The 18,767-nt window shown below is 68.2% G+C and carries 19 protein-coding genes; 4 read left to right on the forward strand and 15 right to left on the reverse strand.

All coding sequences use genetic code 11. From position 1 onward, the window contains the following. Positions 1 to 49 precede the first annotated feature (49 nt). The gene (dnaG, locus tag ACJH6H_RS17375; protein WP_212812230.1) at positions 50 to 1,939 is read right to left on the reverse strand and encodes a DNA primase; all 1,890 of its coding nucleotides are present in this window, start codon (positions 1,937 to 1,939) and stop codon (positions 50 to 52) included. 25 nt (positions 1,940 to 1,964) lie between these two features. Then, positions 1,965 to 3,233 carry a deoxyguanosinetriphosphate triphosphohydrolase gene (locus ACJH6H_RS17380; protein ID WP_346414413.1) on the reverse strand — a complete coding sequence of 423 codons (1,269 nt, stop codon included), beginning with the start codon at positions 3,231 to 3,233 and terminating at the stop codon, positions 1,965 to 1,967. A gap of 63 nt (positions 3,234 to 3,296) precedes the next feature. Here ACJH6H_RS17380 and ACJH6H_RS17385 point away from each other — a divergent pair, with 63 nt between their 5' ends. Continuing rightward, positions 3,297 to 5,255 carry a TPM domain-containing protein gene (locus ACJH6H_RS17385; protein WP_406775435.1) on the forward strand — a complete coding sequence of 653 codons (1,959 nt, stop codon included), beginning with the start codon at positions 3,297 to 3,299 and terminating at the stop codon, positions 5,253 to 5,255. A 7-nt stretch (positions 5,256 to 5,262) separates the two neighbouring features. Here ACJH6H_RS17385 and ACJH6H_RS17390 read toward each other — a convergent pair whose 3' ends face one another. The 4 genes from ACJH6H_RS17390 to ACJH6H_RS17405 form a co-directional block, all read right to left on the reverse strand. Then, positions 5,263 to 6,102, reverse strand: coding sequence for an SDR family oxidoreductase (locus tag ACJH6H_RS17390; RefSeq protein ID WP_406775436.1), 840 nt, complete (start codon positions 6,100 to 6,102; stop codon positions 5,263 to 5,265). Positions 6,103 to 6,171: 69 nt separating this feature from the next. Continuing rightward, positions 6,172 to 6,522, reverse strand: coding sequence for a hypothetical protein (locus tag ACJH6H_RS17395; protein WP_234880586.1), 351 nt, complete (start codon positions 6,520 to 6,522; stop codon positions 6,172 to 6,174). Between the two features lie 83 nt (positions 6,523 to 6,605). After that, positions 6,606 to 7,805 (reverse strand): EspA/EspE family type VII secretion system effector, encoded by a 1,200-nt coding sequence (locus ACJH6H_RS17400; RefSeq protein ID WP_406775437.1) that lies wholly within the window; start codon positions 7,803 to 7,805, stop codon positions 6,606 to 6,608. A gap of 150 nt (positions 7,806 to 7,955) precedes the next feature. Beyond that, positions 7,956 to 9,341 carry a glycine--tRNA ligase gene (locus ACJH6H_RS17405; RefSeq protein ID WP_061006767.1) on the reverse strand — a complete coding sequence of 462 codons (1,386 nt, stop codon included), beginning with the start codon at positions 9,339 to 9,341 and terminating at the stop codon, positions 7,956 to 7,958. Positions 9,342 to 9,490: 149 nt separating this feature from the next. Here ACJH6H_RS17405 and ACJH6H_RS17410 point away from each other — a divergent pair, with 149 nt between their 5' ends. Further along, positions 9,491 to 9,847, forward strand: coding sequence for a metalloregulator ArsR/SmtB family transcription factor (locus ACJH6H_RS17410; RefSeq protein ID WP_061006768.1), 357 nt, complete (start codon positions 9,491 to 9,493; stop codon positions 9,845 to 9,847). Beyond that, complete coding sequence (locus ACJH6H_RS17415; protein ID WP_064860170.1) at positions 9,844 to 10,239, forward strand: Fur family transcriptional regulator; 396 nt, start codon at positions 9,844 to 9,846, stop codon at positions 10,237 to 10,239. The genes ACJH6H_RS17410 and ACJH6H_RS17415 overlap by 4 nt, the downstream gene beginning before the upstream one ends. 3 nt (positions 10,240 to 10,242) lie before the next feature. Here the strand turns inward: ACJH6H_RS17415 and ACJH6H_RS17420 are convergent, their stop codons facing one another. The 4 genes from ACJH6H_RS17420 to recO are packed head-to-tail and all read right to left on the reverse strand — an operon-like array spanning position 10,243 to position 12,768. Next, positions 10,243 to 10,647, reverse strand: a complete 405-nt coding sequence (locus tag ACJH6H_RS17420) for an NUDIX domain-containing protein (protein WP_138248463.1) — start codon at positions 10,645 to 10,647, stop codon at positions 10,243 to 10,245. Between the two features lie 7 nt (positions 10,648 to 10,654). Next, positions 10,655 to 11,068: a hypothetical protein gene (locus tag ACJH6H_RS17425; RefSeq protein ID WP_133427302.1), complete on the reverse strand. Its 414-nt coding sequence runs from the start codon at positions 11,066 to 11,068 to the stop codon at positions 10,655 to 10,657. A 25-nt stretch (positions 11,069 to 11,093) separates the two neighbouring features. Beyond that, positions 11,094 to 11,978 carry a decaprenyl diphosphate synthase gene (locus ACJH6H_RS17430; protein WP_406775438.1) on the reverse strand — a complete coding sequence of 295 codons (885 nt, stop codon included), beginning with the start codon at positions 11,976 to 11,978 and terminating at the stop codon, positions 11,094 to 11,096. Further along, a complete protein-coding gene (gene recO / locus ACJH6H_RS17435) occupies positions 11,923 to 12,768 on the reverse strand; it encodes a DNA repair protein RecO (RefSeq protein ID WP_406775439.1) in 846 nt (281 codons plus the stop codon). Before recO ends, ACJH6H_RS17430 begins: the two co-directional genes overlap by 56 nt. Positions 12,769 to 12,848: 80 nt before the next feature. Between recO and ACJH6H_RS17440 the strand changes: the two genes are divergently transcribed. Beyond that, positions 12,849 to 14,285: an amidase gene (locus ACJH6H_RS17440; protein WP_406775440.1), complete on the forward strand. Its 1,437-nt coding sequence runs from the start codon at positions 12,849 to 12,851 to the stop codon at positions 14,283 to 14,285. Positions 14,286 to 14,456: 171 nt separating this feature from the next. Here ACJH6H_RS17440 and era read toward each other — a convergent pair whose 3' ends face one another. From era to ACJH6H_RS17465, 5 genes are all read right to left on the reverse strand, one after another. Further along, positions 14,457 to 15,371, reverse strand: a complete 915-nt coding sequence (gene era, locus ACJH6H_RS17445; protein ID WP_212812244.1) for a GTPase Era — start codon at positions 15,369 to 15,371, stop codon at positions 14,457 to 14,459. Further along, complete coding sequence (locus ACJH6H_RS17450; RefSeq protein ID WP_212812245.1) at positions 15,364 to 16,704, reverse strand: hemolysin family protein; 1,341 nt, start codon at positions 16,702 to 16,704, stop codon at positions 15,364 to 15,366. The genes era and ACJH6H_RS17450 overlap by 8 nt, the downstream gene beginning before the upstream one ends. Continuing rightward, positions 16,701 to 17,237 (reverse strand): rRNA maturation RNase YbeY, encoded by a 537-nt coding sequence (gene ybeY / locus ACJH6H_RS17455; RefSeq protein WP_020102089.1) that lies wholly within the window; start codon positions 17,235 to 17,237, stop codon positions 16,701 to 16,703. The genes ACJH6H_RS17450 and ybeY overlap by 4 nt, the downstream gene beginning before the upstream one ends. Positions 17,238 to 17,241: 4 nt before the next feature. Next, positions 17,242 to 18,303, reverse strand: coding sequence for a PhoH family protein (locus ACJH6H_RS17460; RefSeq protein ID WP_212812246.1), 1,062 nt, complete (start codon positions 18,301 to 18,303; stop codon positions 17,242 to 17,244). 150 nt (positions 18,304 to 18,453) lie between these two features. After that, positions 18,454 to 18,669, reverse strand: a complete 216-nt coding sequence (locus ACJH6H_RS17465; RefSeq protein ID WP_029105369.1) for a hypothetical protein — start codon at positions 18,667 to 18,669, stop codon at positions 18,454 to 18,456. Positions 18,670 to 18,767: the final 98 nt, after the last annotated feature.

Consider the following 18,767-nt stretch of genomic DNA (forward strand, 5'->3'; position numbering starts at 1 on the left):
CCACCATATCGCGCAGACTGCGTCCCCGCGTTACAGCAGACGAAAGCCCTCAGCTGAGATCGTCGCCGCTGGCCTGCTGCAGCAGGCTGCGCCGGTACTGCTCCATGGCGACGAGGTCGCCGAACAGGGCGTGGTACTCGTCGCTCTGCTCGACGGGCGACATGCGCTGCAGTTTCGACTTCAGCTCGGCGATCTCGCGGCCGACCCAGACCTCCTGCAAGCGGGCCAGCACGCTCGCGATGTACCGCGGCAGCTTGTCCTCTTCGGCCTGGAAGGCCTCGACCGACAGTTCGTTGATCAGGTTCGCGGCCGACGGCTCGGCCGCCCGGACCGCCTCGATCCATTCCGCACCGCCCAGGCCCGACGATGTCCCGCCTGCCGCGGTGATCGCCTGCCGGACGGCGGCGTACCCGGGATGGGTGAAGCTGTCGACCGGCAGCCCGTCGAACACCGGGCCGGCCATCGCCGGGTACTGCAGAGCCGACTTGAGTGCCTCGCGCTGCGGCCACAGCGTCGGGTCCTTCGGGTTCGGGCGCCCCACTGCCGCGGCCGGGGCCGCCGGCGCCGCCGGACGCCGCGCGTCCCGCTTCGACGCCACCGGGCCCGACTTGGCGGTCTCGCGCACCCGCGCGATCACCTGTGCCACGTCGTCCCAACCGACCCAGCCGGCGAGCTGGCGGGCGTACTCGTCACGCAGGGTGGGGTCCTTGATCCGGGCCGTCAGCGGCACACACCGGCGCAGCGCCGCCACGCGGCCCTCCGCGCTGTCCAGGTCGTGCTCTTCGAGCGCGGTGCGAATCACGAACTCGAACAACGGGGTTCGGCGCGCCACTAGATCCCGCAGCGCACCGTCACCGGACTTGAGCCGCAGATCGCACGGATCCATGCCGTCGGAGGCGACCGCCACGAACGACTGGCCAGTCAGATTCTGTTCGCCCTCAAAGGCTTTCACGGCGGCGGCGCGTCCGGCGGCGTCACCGTCGAACACGTAGATCAGCTCGCCGCGAAAGAAGTTGTCGTCCATCATCAGGCGCCGCAGCATCGACAGGTGCTCGTCGCCGAAGGCCGTGCCGCACGATGCGACCGCGGTGGTCACCCCGGCAAGGTGCATGGCCATGACGTCGGTGTAGCCCTCGACGACGACGGCCTGATGGCCCTTGGCGATGTCACGCTTGGCCAGGTCGAGGCCGAACAACACGTGGGACTTCTTGTACAGCACCGTTTCCGGCGTGTTGACGTACTTGGCTTCCATGTGGTCGTCGTCGAACAGGCGGCGGGCGCCGAACCCGATCACCTCACCCGTCGCGCCCCGGATGGGCCACAGCAGCCGGCGGTGGAAGCGGTCCATGGGGCCGCGGCGACCCTCCCGGGACAACCCGGCGGCCTCCAGCTCCTTGAAGGTGAATCCCTTGCGCAGCAGGTGTTTTGTCAGGGTGTCCCAGCCCGACGGGGCGAATCCGCAGCCGAAACGCTTGGCGGCGTCGGCATCGAAGTTCCGGTCGATCAGGTACTGGCGGGCGGCGGCGGCTTCTGCCGACTGCAACGCCTCGGCGTAGAACTCCTGCGCGGCGGCGTTGGCGGCGAGCAGGCGGCTGCGGCTGCCCTTGTCGCGCTGCACGTTGGTGGTCGACGACCCCTCGTAACTGATGGTGTAGTTCAGCCGGTCGGCCAGCAGCTCCACGGCTTCTACGAAGGTGACGTGCTCGATCTTCTGCACGAACGCGTAGACGTCGCCGCCCTCGGCGCAGCCGAAGCAGTGGAACAGCCCGTGGTTGGGCCGCACATGGAACGACGGCGACTTCTCGTCGTGGAACGGGCACAGGCCTTTGAGCGAGTCGGCGCCCGCGCGCCGCAACTGCACGTGCTCGCCGACGATGTCCTCGATGCGGGTGCGTTCACGAATGGCCGCGATATCGCGATCAGGAATCCGGCCGGCCACGCGCCCAGTGTAGGCGGCGCGGGATTCAGTCCAGCGGCCGCGGCGAGCGCGCCTCGTGCACGCGTTCCAGCCGGGTCTCCGTGTACGACGCGATCTGGTCGACGACCACCCGCAGCCGGGCCCCGTCGTCGTCGGCGAGGGCGAACTCGGCGGCGAACTGCGGGTCGAGACTCGCCGGGGCCTGGCCCCACAGCGACAGCGCGACCTCGCGGACCATGGTGCGCTGGTCGGCCTGAATCTGCAGGTGCTGGTGGTCGGACATGATGAACTGCAGGGCCAGCATCTTGAGCACCGCCACCTCGGCCCGGACCAGGGTCGGCACCGCGAGCTCGGCGTCGAAACGGCGCATCGTCGCGCGGCCCGCCTGCTTCTTGGTCTCGGTGACCGCGGCATTGGCGAACCGGCCGACCAACTCACTGGTGAGCCGCTTGAGCGCCACCGACGTCGCGACCGAACCGTCGTACTTGCCGACGGCGGTGACGACGGGCAGCTGCGACAACCGCGCGGCGGCGGCCAGCATGTCGTCGTGCGTCACCGTCGGATGCGACCGGGCACCCAGTTTGGCCAGGGTGTCGGCGGCGTCGGCGTCGGCGAGGACGCGCAAGTCGATACGGCCCGAGATGATGCCGTCCTCGACGTCGTGCACGGAGTACGCGACGTCGTCGGCCCAGTCCATGACCTGGGCTTCCAGGCACAGCCGCTCGGCGGGCGCGCCCTCCCGCACCCAGGCGGCGGCCGCCGCGTCGTCGTCATAGAAGCCGAACTTCACGCGGTCCTCACGGAACCACGGGTATTTGATCACGGCGTCCAGTGCGGCCCGGGTCAGGTTCAGTCCGGCCGAACGCCCTTCGCTGTCAAGCGTTTTCGGTTCGAGCCGGGTCAGGATGCGGAAGTTCTGGGCATTGCCCTCGAACCCGCCGAACGGCTTGGCGATCTCGTCGAGCGCGCGTTCGCCGTTGTGGCCGTAGGGCGGGTGGCCGATGTCGTGGGCCAGACCGGCGAGGTCGACCAGGTCGGGATCACAGCCCAGACCCACCGCCATGTGGCGTCCGATCTGCGCCACTTCGAGCGAGTGGGTGAGCCGGGTGCGCGGGGTCTCGCCCTGCCGGGGTCCGACCACCTGTGTCTTGTCGGCGAGCCGGCGGAGCGCGGCGCTGTGCAGCACACGGGCCCGGTCCCGCGCGAAATCCGTACGGTGGCCGGAATCTGTGCCGGGCAGCGTGGCGCTCTTCGTGCCCTCCCCGACCAGCCGCTGCCGGTCGAAGTCGCTGTATCCGTCGCTTGCAATGCCCACGGCCGAAGTCTGCCAGCCCGGGCGCGTCCGCCTACCACATACCCTGTCACTACATTGAGCGACATGCGCATCGTGCGAGTGCTCTGGCTGATGATTTCGGTCCTGTTGGTGGGAACGCTGCTGGCCCCGGTCGCGTGCGCTGAACCACCCATGCGGCTCCCGGACTACGTCACCGACGAGGCCGGTGCGCTCAACGCGCAACAACACAGCCAGGTCTCCGGCGCGGTGCAGCAGCTGTACGACAAGCGCGGTACCCGGTTGTGGGTCGTCTATGTCGACACCTTCTCCGGGTCCAGTCCCCGCGACTGGGCAGAAAGCACCTGGCGCAAAAGCTTTCTGGGCAACCACGACGCCATCCTTGCCGTGGCGATCAAGGATCGTGCCTACGCGCTCCTGGTCCCCGAGGCCGCGACGGGCGATGTGGACGTCGACCGCCTGCGCCAGGAGGTCGTCGAGGCCAAGCTGCACGACGGCGACTGGGCGGGCGCGGCCGTCGCGGCAGCCGACGGACTTCGGGGGGCCTCGTCTGCGCCGTTCAACTGGGTCGGGCTGGTGATTGCGCTTGCGGTCATCGGCGTCGCGTTCGCCGGGCTCATCTGGTGGGCCCGGCGGCGGCGTCGGCAGCGCCGGCAGGCCGACCTCAACGCCGCGCAGCAGGCCGACGCCACCGATCCCGCCGTCCTCGCGAAGATGTCGCCGGAGACCTTGGAGGACCTGTCCAAGTCGATCCTCGTCGAGGTCGACAACGCCGTGCGCACCAGCGACAACGAGCTGGCCCTGGCCGTCGGCGAATTCGGCGAGCGCGACACCGCGCCGTTCACCACCGCGGTGCAGAACGCGAAAGCCGCCATGGCGCAAGCGTTCAGCGTGCGCCAGCGGCTCGACGACGCAGTGCCCGAGACGCCGCAACAGCGCCGGGAACTGCTGACGCAGGTCGTCCTCGCGGCGGCCCGCGCCGACCGAGAACTCGAGGACCGGCGCACCGCCTTCCATCAGCTTCGCGACCTGGTGATCAACGCCCCGACGCGGCTCGAGGCCCTCACGCAGCAGATGGTGGCCCTGACAGCGCGCATCGAGCCGGCCCAGCAGACCCTCAACGGGCTGCACGGCCAGTTCACGGAATCCGCGCTGGCCTCGGTGGCCGGCAACGTGGACGGCGCCAGAGAGCGGCTGACGTTCGCCGACCAGAACATCACCGCCGCGCGCGGCTTGGTCAGCAGGCCCGCCGACAGTCAGGCTGCCCTGGTCAACGCCATCCGCGCCGCCGAATCGGCGTTGGGTCAGGCACAACGCCTGCTGGATTCGGTCGACAGTGCCGCGACCGATATCACCCACGCGATCAGCGCCCTGCCCGCCGCGATCACCGATATCCAGAACGGCATCAAGGCCGCGGAAGCGGTACCGCCCGGCACGCACTACCCCGAGCTGACGGCCGCGCGTACCGCTGCGGTGCAAGCGGTTTCGAACGCCCAGGCGTCGGGCACGGCCGATCCGCTGAGCGCATTCACCCAACTGACCGCCGCCGATTCGCAGCTGGACAAGCTCCTCGCGACCATCTCCGAAGAAACCGCCGCAATGAACCGGCTGCGGCAGTCGTTCGGTCAGGCACTGCTGGCGGCGCAGTCCCGCGTGCGCGGCGTCTCCGATTTCATCGACACCCGCCGCGGCAGCGTCGGCTCCGAAGCCCGCACCCGGCTGGCCGAGGCGCAGCGCCGCCTCGAAGCCGCACAGGCGGCGCAGGCCACCGACCTGCCGGCGGCCATCGAACAGGCCAACGCCGCAGACGCCCTGGCCGCCCAGGCCCAGAATCTGGCCGACAACGACGTCCGCGCCGCCCGCCAGGCCTACGCCGGGACCGGCACGAGCACCGCCGGCGACATCGGCGGCATCATCATCGGCGGAATCCTGTCGGGCATGATCCGCGGCGGCGGCAGTGGCGGCGGCAGCCACGGGGGTGGTTGGAGTTCAACGAGTTTCGGCGGTTCCGGCGGCGGGTTCTCCGGCGGTGGGGGCCGGTTCTAGGTCGGCTCTAGCCTTGGGCGGCCGCGACGCGGGCGCGTTCCCGCATCGACGCCACCACCCCACCGTCGTTCAGGATGTCGGTGCCCGTGAGGTACCCGGCCTTGTCACTGACGCAGAACGCGAACAGCTCGGCCATCTCCTCGGCTTTGCCCCAGCGCGGCACGGCGGCGTTCATGACCATCGCGCCGGCGCCCGCGTCTGCCTCGAGTAGCCCCATCTCGGTGTCGACCGAACCCGGTGACACCGACACGATGCGCAGCCCCTTGGCGTTGAAGCGTTCGGCCTGCGAACTGCTGTACCACTTGACGAAGTTCTTGCTCACCCCGTAGGCCATGCCCGAGCGCAGGTCCTCGGGCGCGAACCCGCAGGCCGCTTCGATCCCGGCCAGGAACGCCGCCTCGTCGGTGAGTGCCAGCGGGAACTTGGCCGTCGGGATGATCTCCTCGGGCAGCAGATGCGCCGCCATCGACGCCACATTGACGATCGCCGCGCCCGCATCCGCGAAGCGGTAGAAGGCCTCGTTGACGTTCACCGTGCCGACCGCATTGGTGCGCGCCACGTAATCCGCCGGCCCCATGCTCGGACTGACGCCGGCGGTGTGGATCACCGACGCGATCGGGCCGAACTCTGTTGCGGTGGCGAATAATTGGTCCACCGCGGCACGGTCGGTGACATCGGCGTGGACCGGTAAGGCGGCGATCCTGAGAGCGGTCACTTCCGCCGCCGCGGCGTCGAGACGATCCTGATGCACGTCGGCCAGCACCACCATATGGTCCCGACCGACGATCTTGGCCGTCGCCAGGCCCATCCCACCGGCACCGCCGGTGATCACCGAAATGCGCGTCATGCCTCTGCACGCTATACCGAGAGCGCGACGGGATCGCCGACGGGTGCTGAGAGACTGCTCAGCAGCGCGCTACGTGGTGTACAGCGACAGGTGGACGTACACCTCGTCGGGCCCGCGTTCGTCGACGACGATCTCGCGGTTGACCACCTTGTGGTCCTTGGTGGTGACCTTGTCCTGCAGGAAAAGCGGCTTGGGCGCGGTGGCCGGCGCCGGTCCGGCGAGCACCGTGATGGTCTTCGGAACCTCGGACGGCCGCGGCTGCTCCGAGAACTGGGCCAGGAAGTCGCGAAGCTGACTGTCGGTCAGCCGCAGGGACAGGCGGTAGCGGGTGTCCCGGCCCGAATCGGTGGCGGTGGCAAGGACCTGCGCACCCTGCGGCAGCGTCACATCGCCGAACGCCGCGGCCGTCTCGGCAGACACCTTCGGGCCTCCTCTTTTCTCGGTCGAACACGCGGAGAATGCACACACCACCAGGACGGCGGCCAATACGCCGAGGTACCGCATCACCGGGGCACCCCGTCGTACGTTGCGACCGACGACGCTCCCGCGATCTCGAATTCCCTTGCCATGCCGGCGGTCTGGAGGCCGCCCATGTCCTTGTCGGTGATGGTGATCGGTCCCACCTTGGTCTCCTTGCCCTCGTCCCAGTTGTACTGATCCGCCACGTTCACCTGCGATTCGACGTGTACGCGCGGCGGCCCGCCCGGAGTATCCGGCGGGTAGACGGTGACCACCCCACCGACCGACATGTCGACGCCGCCGACAGCGTGGTACCAGTCGGGATTGGCCTCGGCATCCATGTAGTAGCCGTCCCAGCCGGTCCGGAACGCCACCGGTTGGCCGTACTGTCCCGTCGCCGCAGCCTCCGCAGCGATCCGGTTGACCTCGTCGTTGACCTTGGCGTCGGCGCGCGCCCGCATCTGCGGGATGTCGTTCATCATCGAGTTCACGTCGAGCTTGTAGGGCGTCCCGGTGTTGTCCAGGTAATGGTCCATGAGGTCGGCCGCGTGGGGCCATTTCAGGCCGATCACCGGCAGCCCGGCCTCGATGGCCGCCTTGAAGGCGGCGTCGTCGCCCCGCGCGTACCACGGCTGCGAGCCCCAATCCCCCGCCCCGCCATCGTGTTTCGCCCATGGCGGCGGCGCCGGAATGGTGTCTCCGGGGTGTTTGTCGGCGGGCTTGTCGTTCGGATCGCCGGGATCGTGTCCGTCCCGCCCGGTGATTTCGTCGTAGCCCGAACCGATCTCGCGGATGCGCGCCGCGATGGCATCCATATCCGCGTTCGACCGATTGAGGATGTCGGCGATCTCAGCGGTTCCTTTGGCCACCACGGGAAGCAACGCACGGTCGCCCTCGGCGGTGGGCGGCACGCTGGCGGCCGCGTCGACCACCCATTGCTTGACGGAGTCGAGGTCGCGACGGCCCGCCGTCACCACGGCGGCCGACCGGTCGACCTCGACGCCGAGGCGCCGGTCGAGTTCGGCGAGCCTGCCGATGGCCCCGGCATGCGCGCGATTGCGATCGTCGTATGCCTCGGCCGCGGTGCCCGACCACTCCCCACCGGGCGCCGCAGACAGCACTGTGCCGCGCAATTCGTGGAACTGGTCGCTCATGTCGAATTCGGCACCACCGACCGGCGTACCGGCCCCGAACGTCGCGCGCGCGTCGTCCCACGTCGACAGAAATGCGCCGAGAATCGTCACTGTCGCCCCCTCCGGCGTCCCTTACCCCTTGGCTCACAAGCCTATTTGAGTCCGAGCCCCGTTCCCGGCGGCAATTTCACGCGCGCAGTCCCCCAATAGAACTGCCCCTCTCCCGCAGGAAAGGGGCAGTTCGCCTGCTCGGCAGAAGCGTCAGCAGCCCTTGAGGCGCACCGCGAGGTAGTCGCTGACGGCGTCGATGGCGACGCGCTCCTGCGTCATGGCGTCCCGCTCACGGATCGTCACGGCGTGGTCCTCGAGCGAGTCGAAGTCGACCGTGATGCAGTACGGCGTACCGATCTCGTCCTGGCGCCGGTAGCGGCGGCCGATGGCGCCGGCGTCGTCGAACTCGACGTTCCAGTTCTTGCGCAACTCGGCGGCCAGGTCGCGGGCCTTCGGCGACAGGTCGGCGTTACGCGACAGCGGCAGCACCGCGGCCTTGACCGGAGCGAGGCGCGGGTCGAGCTTGAGCACGGTGCGCTTGTCGACACCGCCCTTGGCGTTGGGGGCCTCGTCCTCGTGGTACGAGTCGACCAGGAACGCCATCAGCGACCGGGTCAGGCCGGCCGCCGGCTCGATGACGTACGGCACGAAGCGGGTGTCGGTGGCCTGGTCGTAGAACGAGAGGTCGACGCCCGAGTGCTCGCCGTGCGTGCTGAGGTCGAAGTTGGTGCGGTTGGCGATACCTTCCAGCTCACCCCACGGGTTGCCGGCGAAGCCGAACTTGTACTCGATGTCGGTGGTGCCGGCACTGTAGTGCGACAGCTTCTCCAGCGGGTGCTCGTAGAGCCGCAGGTTCTCGGGGTTGATACCGAGGTCGACGTACCACTGGAAGCGCGTCTCGATCCAGTACTTGTGCCACTCCGGCGCGGTCGACGGCTCGACGAAGAACTCCATCTCCATCTGCTCGAACTCGCGCGTGCGGAAGATGAAGTTGCCCGGCGTGATCTCGTTGCGGAAGCTCTTGCCGATCTGGCCGATGCCGAACGGCGGCTTCTTGCGCGCGGTGGTCACCACGTTCGCGAAGTTCACGAAGATGCCCTGCGCGGTCTCGGGGCGCAGGTAGTGCATGCCCTCCTCGGACTCGATCGGACCGAGGTAGGTCTTGAGCATCATGTTGAAGTCACGCGGCTCGGTCCACTGGCCCTTGGTGCCACAGTCCGGGCAGACGATCTCGTCCATCGGCACGGCATCGGGGTCGTCCAGACCCTTCTTCAGGGCGTAGGCCTCCTGCATGTGGTCCTGACGGTGCCGCTTGTGGCAGTTCAGGCACTCGACCAGCGGGTCGTTGAACACCGCGACGTGGCCCGAGGCCACCCACACCTGACGGGGCAGGATGATCGCGCTGTCCAGGCCGACAACGTCGTCGCGCGACGTGACGACGGACTTCCACCACTGGCGCTTGATGTTCTCCTTGAGCTCGACACCCAGTGGCCCGTAATCCCACGCAGACTTTGTGCCGCCGTAGATTTCGCCGGACTGGAAGACCAGACCACGGCGTTTGGCCAGGTTGGCAACGGTGTCGATGATGGACGCCACGATGTTCGAGCACTCCTGTGTCAGGTCGGATGCAACCCGTCCAGCCTAAAGGCCCCGTTCACCGGCCAATGCCGCACCCACCTTTGACATGCGTATGCGCGCATGGAAAGCTAAATGAAAACTATTTCCAATAGCCGGGAGTTGCCGGGGTGCCACCCACCACTACGCATGACGAGCTCGACCACCAGCACAGCGGTGCGCCGTTTCCGTCGTCCCCGCCGCGGGAGACGCTCGACGCCGCCGGCGACCTGCTGCGCGCCCTCGCCGCACCCATCCGCATCGCCATCGTGATGCAGCTGCGCGAGTCGCAGCGCTGCGTGCACGAACTCGTCGACGCCCTCGGCGTTCCGCAGCCGCTGGTCAGCCAGCACCTGCGCATCCTCAAATCAGCCGGGGTCGTGGCCGGTGAACGTGCCGGCCGTGAGGTGATGTACCGCCTGGTCGACCATCACCTCGCGCACATCGTGGTCGACGCCATCGCCCACGTCGAGGAGGAACGGCCGTGAGCGCCCCCACCCGCTCCACCAAGCAGCGGACCGCGATCGCGGCGCTGCTCACCAACGTCGAAGAGTTCCGGTCCGCACAGGAGCTGCACGACGAACTGCGCCGCCGCGGCGAGGGCATCGGCCTGACGACCGTGTACCGCACCCTGCAGTCGATGGCCGCGGCCGGACAGGTCGACAGCCTGCGCAACGACAGCGGCGAGGCACTCTACCGGCGCTGCTCGCAGGCCCACCATCACCATCACCTCGTGTGCCGGCAGTGCGGCGCGACGGTCGAGGTGGCCGGTACCGAGGTCGAGGCCTGGGCCACCGAAACCGCTGCCGCACATGGCTTTTCCGATGTCAGTCACACCATCGAGATTTTCGGGGTGTGCGCGGCCTGCACCGGCGCCTGAGGTTCAGGGCTCGAGAGCCGGCCGGCTCCGCGCCCAATCCAGCACCGCCTCGGCCGTCAGCGGCGCCAACGCGATGTCGCCGGGTGCGTGCGGGTCGATCCAGGCCATCTCTTCGATCTCGGCGGCGATCTGCGGCACACCGTCGAGCGTCACGAAGAACAGCTCGGCGTCAACCGTGTGGCCGGGTTCGTTGGCCGCAATGGCGGTGTGGTGACCCAGCTCCCGCACGTCGGTGATGCCGACCCCGAGTTCCTCGCGGATCTCACGAGCCAGCGCGTCGACCGGCGACTCCCCCGGCTCGAGCTTGCCGCCGGGCTGCATGAACGCCGCTGTCCCGCGCTTGCGGACCAACAGCAGGTGCCCACGCTCGTCGGCCACCACCGCGGCGACGATCCGGATGACGGTCACGCCGGCCTCACGACGTCAGGTCGGCCCGCACGTCGACACCCGTGGACAGCACCAGCATGACCAGGGTCGACAAGGCGTCGTCGGTGAGTCCGGCGGCCGGGAAGTTGTAGCGCAGCATCACGTCGCCCACCTTCTTGGCGCCGTTGGACCGCGGATCGCCGGCCCGCTCGACCAGCACCACCGAGCCGAGCATGGTACGACCCGCGTGATCGGCCACGCGGTCGCGAACCTTGTTGTCCAGCTTGATATCCCACGCCAGCGGCTGGGTCAGCGAGACCAGGTCGAGGCCCTCACCGATGTTCACCACGCGCAGCGACGCCACCGTCCCGTCGTGCGCGACGGTGAGAGCACCGTCGTTCTCTTCGACGATGGTCACCGAATCGGCGAGCACGGCTGCCAACCGCTGCAGCAAGTTCGACATCAGGCCCTCCCACTCAGGCACATTATTAGGCTCTGCCAAACCGACGATTGCGGTTGACGTATTCCTCGCACGCGGCCCACAGGTCGCGGCGGTCGTAGTCCGGCCAGAGCTTGTCCTGGAAGACGTACTCGGCGTACGCCGCCTGCCACAGCATGAAGTTGCTGGCGCGCTGTTCGCCCGAGGTGCGGATGAACAGGTCCACGTCGGGAATGTCGGGGCGGTGCAGGTGCTTGGCCACCGACGCCTCGGAGATGCGGCTCGGGTTGATCTTGCCCGCGACCGCCTGCTCGGCGAGCTCACGCGCAGCTTCGACGATCTCCGTGCGGCCGCCGTAGTTCACGCAGTAGTTGACGGTGATGACGTCGTTGCCGACCGTCATCTGCTCGGCGATGTCGAACTCCTTGATGACGCTGCTCCACATGCGCGGCCGGGACCCGACCCAGCGCATGTTGACGCCCATCGCGTTGAGGTTCTCCCGGCGGCGGCGCACCACCTCGCGGTTGAAGCCCATCAGGAACCGCACTTCTTCGGTGCTGCGCTTCCAGTTCTCGGTGGAGAACGCATACACCGAAAGGTGTTTGATGCCCAGTTCGATGGCTCCGCAAGTGATGTCGATCAGCACCGCCTCACCCATCTTGTGGCCTTCGGTACGTCCGAGCCCGCGCTGGGTGGCCCAGCGGCCGTTGCCGTCCATGACGACGGCGACGTGGTTGGGTACCTGGTCGGCGGGAATCCGCGGCGCCACGGCCTTGGACGGATGCTGCGGCGGCCGCGCGAAGCGGCCGTTGGTGTTCGGTGGGAGTTCCGGAAAGACCACCGGCCAGGTCGAAACGTCCGGGAAAACCGGATAGTCGTCAGGCGCCTGAGGCAGCTGCGGATAGCTGTTCTTGCGCGCCCGGTTGAGTGCCATGGGCCATATCCTGCCTGAACGTGGTTACGCGCTGCTCGATGAGTGCGCTATCGGGTCTATACGCTCGCTCCACGAGCGGCAATGTCCGCAGCTTGCGCTCCAGATGCCACTGCAGGTGCGCGGCCACCAGCCCACTGGCCTGGCTGCGATGCCCCGCCGGCGAGCCGTTCGCAAACTCCCAGTCACCGTCGTGCAGCGCGGCCATCAGATCCAGCACACCCTGCGGCGGGGTGACCGACCCCGACGGCCGGCAGTGCACGCACACGCTGCCGCCCGCCGCGACATGGAACGCGCGATGCGGACCGGGTGCGGCGCAACGCGCGCACTCGGTGATGGCCGGCGCCCAGCCGGCGATCCCCATGGCCCGCAGCAGATAGGCGTCGAGCACCAGTTCACGGGACCGGCTGCCGTCCGCGACGGCCCGCAGCGCGCCGACGGTGAGCCGCTGCAGCGCCGGCATGGGGTTGCGTTCCTCACCGGCCAGCCGCTCGGCGGTCTCCAGGATGGCGCAGCCGCAGGTGTAGCGGCCGTAGTCGTTGACGATGTCGGCGGCGAACGCGTCGAGCGACACCACCTGGGTGACGATGTCGAGGTTGCGGCCGGGATGCAGCTGCACGTCGATGTGGGCGAACGGCTCCAGCCGCGAGCCGAACTTGCTGCGGGTCCGCCGCACGCCCTTGGCCACCGCGCGGACCAGCCCGTGGTCGCGGGTGAGCAGCGTGACGATCCGGTCGGCCTCGCCGAGCTTGTGCTGGCGCAGCACGACCGCTCGATCCCGGTACAACCGCATCGGGAGATTGTCCCATCGCGCACCGACAACTCGGGTTAGGCAGCGCCGGGCGATGTCGTCAATCTATCCTCGAAATCGACATGGCCAGCCTTCCCGAACCATCCGCTCCGTCCCGATTCCCGACTCTGACGCAGCAGTTGTACCGCCTCGCGAGCGGCACGGTGACGTCACAGCAGATCGTGCGGCAGTCGCTGGATGCCATCGCGGCCAGTCAGCTCGAGCTGAACGCCTTCCGGGTGGTCTTCACCGAACAGGCGCTCGCCGACGCCGCCGAAGCAGACCGCAAACGCGCTGCCGGACAACATCTTCCGCTACTCGGCGTACCCATCGCGATCAAGGACGACGTCGACGTCGCGGGCGTGCCCACCCGGTTCGGCACCGACGGCGACGTGCCACCGGCCACCGCGGATGCCGAGGTGGTGCGCCGGCTGAAGGCGGCCGGCGCGGTGATCGTCGGCAAGACCAACACCTGCGAGCTCGGCCAGTGGCCGTTCACCAGCGGGCCCGGTTTCGGGCACACCCGCAACCCCTGGTCGCGCGCGCACACCCCGGGCGGGTCGTCGGGCGGTAGCGCCGCGGCCGTCGCAGCCGGATTGGTCACCGCCGCAATCGGATCCGACGGTGCGGGCAGCGTCCGCATCCCCGCTGCATGGACGCATCTGGTCGGCATCAAACCGCAGCGCGGACGCATCTCCACCTGGCCGCTGCCCGAGGCCTTCAACGGCATCACGGTCAACGGGGTGCTGGCCCGCACCGTCGCCGACGCGGCGCTGGTTCTCGACGCCGCCGCCGGCAACGTCGACGGTGATCTGCACAAGCCGGCGCCCATCGCGGCGGCCGAGGCCGTCGGCCGGGCGCCGGGGCCCCTGCGCGTCGCGTTGTCGACCAAGTTTCCGTTCACGCTGTTCCCGGCCCGGTTGCATCCGGAGATCCGGGCCGCGCTGAACACCGTTGCGGGACAACTGGAAGAGCTCGGACACACGGTCCGGCCGGCCGATCCCGAGTACGGGCTGCGGCTGTCCCTGGACTTCCTGGCCCGCTCCACCTCCGGACTCGCCGAATGGCGCGACCGCGTCGGACCCGGTGTGGCATTGGACCCGCGCACCCGCAGCAACATCCGGACCGGATGGCTGATGTCGGAACACGCCCTCCGGCAGGCACGGCAGCGGGAGAAGACGCTGGCGCGCCGCATCGGCTGGATTTTCAACCTCGTCGACGTCGTGCTGGCGCCGACCACGGCGCAGCCGCCACCGCTGATCGATGCCTTCGACCGGCTGGGCAGCACCGCCACCGACCGCGCGATCATCGCGGCCTGCCCGGTGTGCTGGCCGTGGAACGCACTCGGCTGGCCGTCGATCAACATCCCGGCCGGCTTCACCGCCGACGGGCTGCCCATCGGTGTGCAGCTCATGGGCCCGGAAGGCAGCGAGCTGCTCCTGATCTCGCTAGCCGCCAGCCTGGAGGCGATCACCGGCTGGGCCACCAAGCAGCCCGACAACTGGTGGACTCAGCCCTAGGCCCTGGCCATTGCCCCGAGGCCCTGTCCATTCATTTTCCGCGAGCGTGCGTGTCTGCCCGCGACACGCCGCGTGAACCGAGCACTATCGTCGCGCTCGCCGGCCGCGAGCGTGCGCGGACGGCACACCAAGACCCGCGTGTCGCGTACAGACACGGCCGCTCGCGGGTGATTAAAAGCCCAGCTTGCCAAGCTGTTTCGGGTCACGCTGCCAGTTCTTGGCGATCTTGACCCGCAGGTTCAGGTACACCTTGGTGCCGAGCAGCTTCTCGATCTGCGTCCGCGCCGCCGTCCCGACCTCACGCAAGCGGGAGCCGCCCTTGCCGATCACGATGCCCTTCTGGCTGTCGCGCTCGACGTAGATGATGGCGTGGATGTCGCACATCTCGCCCTGCTCGGGGGTGCGGCCTTCGCGCTCGGTGAACTCCTCGATGACCACCGCCAATGAGTGCGGCAGTTCGTCGCGGACGCCTTCCAGCGCGGCTTCGCGGATGAGCTCGGCGATGAGCACTTCCTCGGGTTCGTCGGTCAGTTCGCCGTCCGGGTAGAACGCCGGCCCCGGCGGCAGCTTGCCGGCCAGCACGTCGATCAGGACGTCGACCTGTTCGCCGGCCACCGCGGACACCGGCACGATCTCGGCCTTGCCCTCGGTGAGCTCACTGACCGCCAGCAGCTGCGCGGCCACCTTGTCGCGCGGCACCTTGTCGGTCTTGGTAACGACCACCAGCAGCGTGGTTCGCGGTGCGACAGCACGGATCTGCTGGTAGATCCAGCGGTCGCCGGGCCCGATGGCCTCGTCCGCCGGGATGCACAGGCAGATGATGTCGACCTCGGAATACGTGTCCTTGACCAGTTCGTTGAGCCGCTGGCCGAGCAGCGTGCGCGGCCGGTGCAGACCGGGCGTGTCCACCAGGATGATCTGGAAGTCCTCGCGGTGCACGATGCCGCGGATGGTGTGCCGCGTGGTCTGCGGGCGATTCGACGTGATCGCGACCTTGGTGCCGACGAGCGCGTTGGTCAGCGTCGACTTGCCGGTGTTCGGCCGGCCGACCAAACAGACGAAGCCGGAACGGAATTCGTCACTCATCGGGTTCTCCTTCTTCCACGTCATCAGTGCGTTCCGGCTCGACCGGCGTCACCAGGACGGTGCCGATCCGGACCCGGCCGCGATGGTCCCGGCCGCCCTCGGCCCGCAGCTGGAGGGTCGCCGGGTACTGCGATCGATGCGACGGGAACGACACCCGGACCTCGGCGCCCGGCAGCGGCACGCGCCCCAGTTCGTGCGCCAGGAGCCCGCCGACGGTGTCCACGTCCAGGTCGCCGTCGACCTCGAAGCCACACAGTTCGGCCAGGTCCTCCAGCGGTAGCCGCGCCGACACCCGAAACCGGTTGTCGCCCAGTTCTTCTACCGGCAGCACCTCGTCGGTGTCGTATTCGTCGGCGATCTCACCGACGATCTCCTCGAGCACGTCCTCGATGGACACCAGGCCGGCGATCGCGCCGTACTCGTCGACCAGCAACGCCATGTGGTTGCGGGTGCGCTGCATCTCGTTGAGCAGCTCGTCGAGCGGTTTGGAGTCCGGCATGAACACCGCGGGACGCATCACCGCGGCCACCTTGGTCTCGCGACCGCCGTTGGTGGAGTTGTAGGTCTGCTCCACAAGGTCTTTGAGATAGACGACGCCGACGACGTCGTCGACGTTCTCCCCGATCACCGGGATGCGGGAGTGTCCGCTGCGGACCGCCAGCGAGGTCGCCTGCCCGGCCGACTTGTCGCTCTCGATCCACACCATCTCGGTGCGGGGCACCATGACCTCGCGTGCCGGGGTGTCACCGAGTTCGAAGACGGACTTGATCATTCGCCGCTCTTCGGCGGCCACGACACCCCGCTGCTGCGCGAGGTCGACGACCTCGAGCAGTTCGATTTCCGAGGCGAAGGGTCCGTTGCGGAAACCCCGCCCCGGCGTCAGGGCGTTACCGATGAGCACCAGCAGCCGGCTGATCGGGGTCAGCAGCACCGCGATCACCTGCAGCGGAAGCGCCGACAGCAGCGAGATGGAATAGGCGTTCTGCCGCCCCACGGTGCGGGGGCCGACACCGATGGCGACGAAGCTGACGACAACCATGATGGCCGCGGCGGACACCAGGGCCCACCCGCGCGTCATCAGCTCGTCGAGGTAGTCGACCAGCAGGACGGTCGCCGAAGCCTCGCAGACAACCCGCAGCAGCACAACGAGATTGACGTACTGCGGCCGGTTCCGGACGATCTTGGCCAGCCGCACCGCACCGGGCCGCTCATCGCGGATCAGCTCGTCGACCCGGGCGATCGAGACGGTGTTGATGGCGGCATCGATCGCCGCGAACACCCCGCCGATCACGACGAGCACTATGGCGCCGATCAACGGCGTCAACCCGGTCACGGTTCGTCGAAGTACCGCGACTTGTCCAGCAGCCGGCGGTCTTTCTCGGTCTGCCGATCCTTGTGGTAGGCGTGCACCTGGTCGGCGACCCACTCCTCGAGCAGCTGACGCTGCAGGTCGAACATTTCTTTTTCCTCGTCCGGCTCGGCGTGGTCGTAGCCCAGCAGGTGCAGCACGCCGTGCACGGTCAACAGCGCCAGCTCGTGACCCAGTGAATGTCCGGCGGCCTCAGCCTGATTCGCGGCGAACTCGGGACACAGCACGATGTCCCCGAGCATCGACGGCCCGGGCTCGGGCGCATCCGGCCGGCCGCCGGGCTCGAGCTCGTCCATCGGGAAGCTCATCACGTCGGTGGGGCCCGGCAGGTCCATCCAGCGCATGTGGAGATCGGCCATGGCCGACTGGTCCACCAGGACCATCGAGAGTTCAGCGGCGGGGTTGACGTCCATCTTGGAGATGACGAACCGCGCGACGCTGATCAGCTCGTCTTCGGATACGTCGATTCCCGACTCGTTGGAAACCTCGACCGTCACTGCGTCACCGCCTCGTCCGGCCGGTGGCTCGACGGTGCGCGCGGTTGGCCAGACCGTGCTCGCTCACTTTGGCTTCCGCCGCTTCGTATGCGTCGACGATCTCCGAAACCAGCTTGTGGCGCACCACGTCTGCACTCGTGAGCTCAGCGATGTGGATGTCGTCGATACCGTCCAGGACCTCGATGGCCGACCGCAGACCCGACTTCGATCCGCCGGGCAGGTCGACCTGTGTGACGTCACCGGTGACGACGATCTTCGAACCGAAACCCAAGCGGGTCAGGAACATCTTCATCTGTTCGGCGGTCGTGTTCTGCGCCTCGTCGAGGATGATGAAGGCGTCGTTCAACGTACGGCCGCGCATGTATGCCAGCGGCGCGACCTCGATCACCCCGGCTGCCATCAGCTTCGGGATCATCTCGGCGTCCATCATGTCGTGCAGCGCGTCGTACAGCGGCCGCAGATACGGGTCTATCTTCTCGTTGAGCGTGCCCGGCAGGAAGCCGAGGCGCTCGCCCGCTTCGACGGCGGGACGCGTCAGGATGATCCGGCTGACCTGTTTGGTCTGTAAAGCGCTGACGGCCTTGGCCATTGCCAGGTAGGTCTTGCCGGTGCCGGCGGGGCCGATGCCGAAGACGATGGTGTGGGCATCGATGGCGTCGACGTAGCGCTTCTGGTTGAGCGTCTTGGGCCGGATGGTCTTGCCGCGGCGCGACAGGATGTCGAGCGTCAGCACCTGTGCCGGCGACTCGGCGTCGGCGCCGTCGAGCATGCCGACGCTGCGGCGCACGACGTCCGGGGTCAGTGTCTGCCCGCCGGCGGCAATGGTGATGAGCTCACTGACCACGCGCTCGGCCTTCGCCACGTCGGCGGGCGAGCCGGATATCGAGAGCGAATTGCCGCGGACGTGGATGTCGGCCGCGAGCAGGTTCTCGAGAGCTCGCAGATTCTCGTCGGCCGAGCCGAGCAGGCCCACGACAAGATCAGGCGGAACAGTGATGCTGCTTCGAACCGACGGGTCGAGCTCCGGGGAGCGCGACGCGGCGGCGTTCGTATCGCGGGGCGTCACGTGGTTTTCGATGCCTGCTTTCTGGTGTCGAGCTGAGGAGCACATTCTACCGCCGGGCCGAAGGCACGCCCAACGAGTTGGCTGGTCACGCAAGCCGCGGGCGGCACCTTTCGGTACCGCCCGCGGGTTGCGTAGTAGTTGGGTCGCCGATTACCGGCTCTGGTGGACGTTGGTGTCGACCTTGGGCGACTTGGCGCCCTGGTGCACGTCGTCCAGCCAGTTCAGGTGATCAACTCCCGTCGGCACCACAGTTGCCTGCACCCCTGTCGGGGCCGGTCCGGTGGCGGCTACGGCGGGAACGGCGAACCCCATGGCACCGGCGGCCAATGCACCGGCGATAACTGCTGCAATTCCGAAATTCTTCATGGAGTGTTCCCTTCGCGTCTTCTGTCCGTCTTTGTCCCCTGGCGGCCCGAGCCGCTGTGACATCCATGTAAACAGGCAGGTCAAAGGATTAATTCCGC

This window comes from Mycobacterium sp. SMC-21, from assembly GCF_045310825.1.
GTDB lineage: Bacteria > Actinomycetota > Actinomycetes > Mycobacteriales > Mycobacteriaceae > Mycobacterium.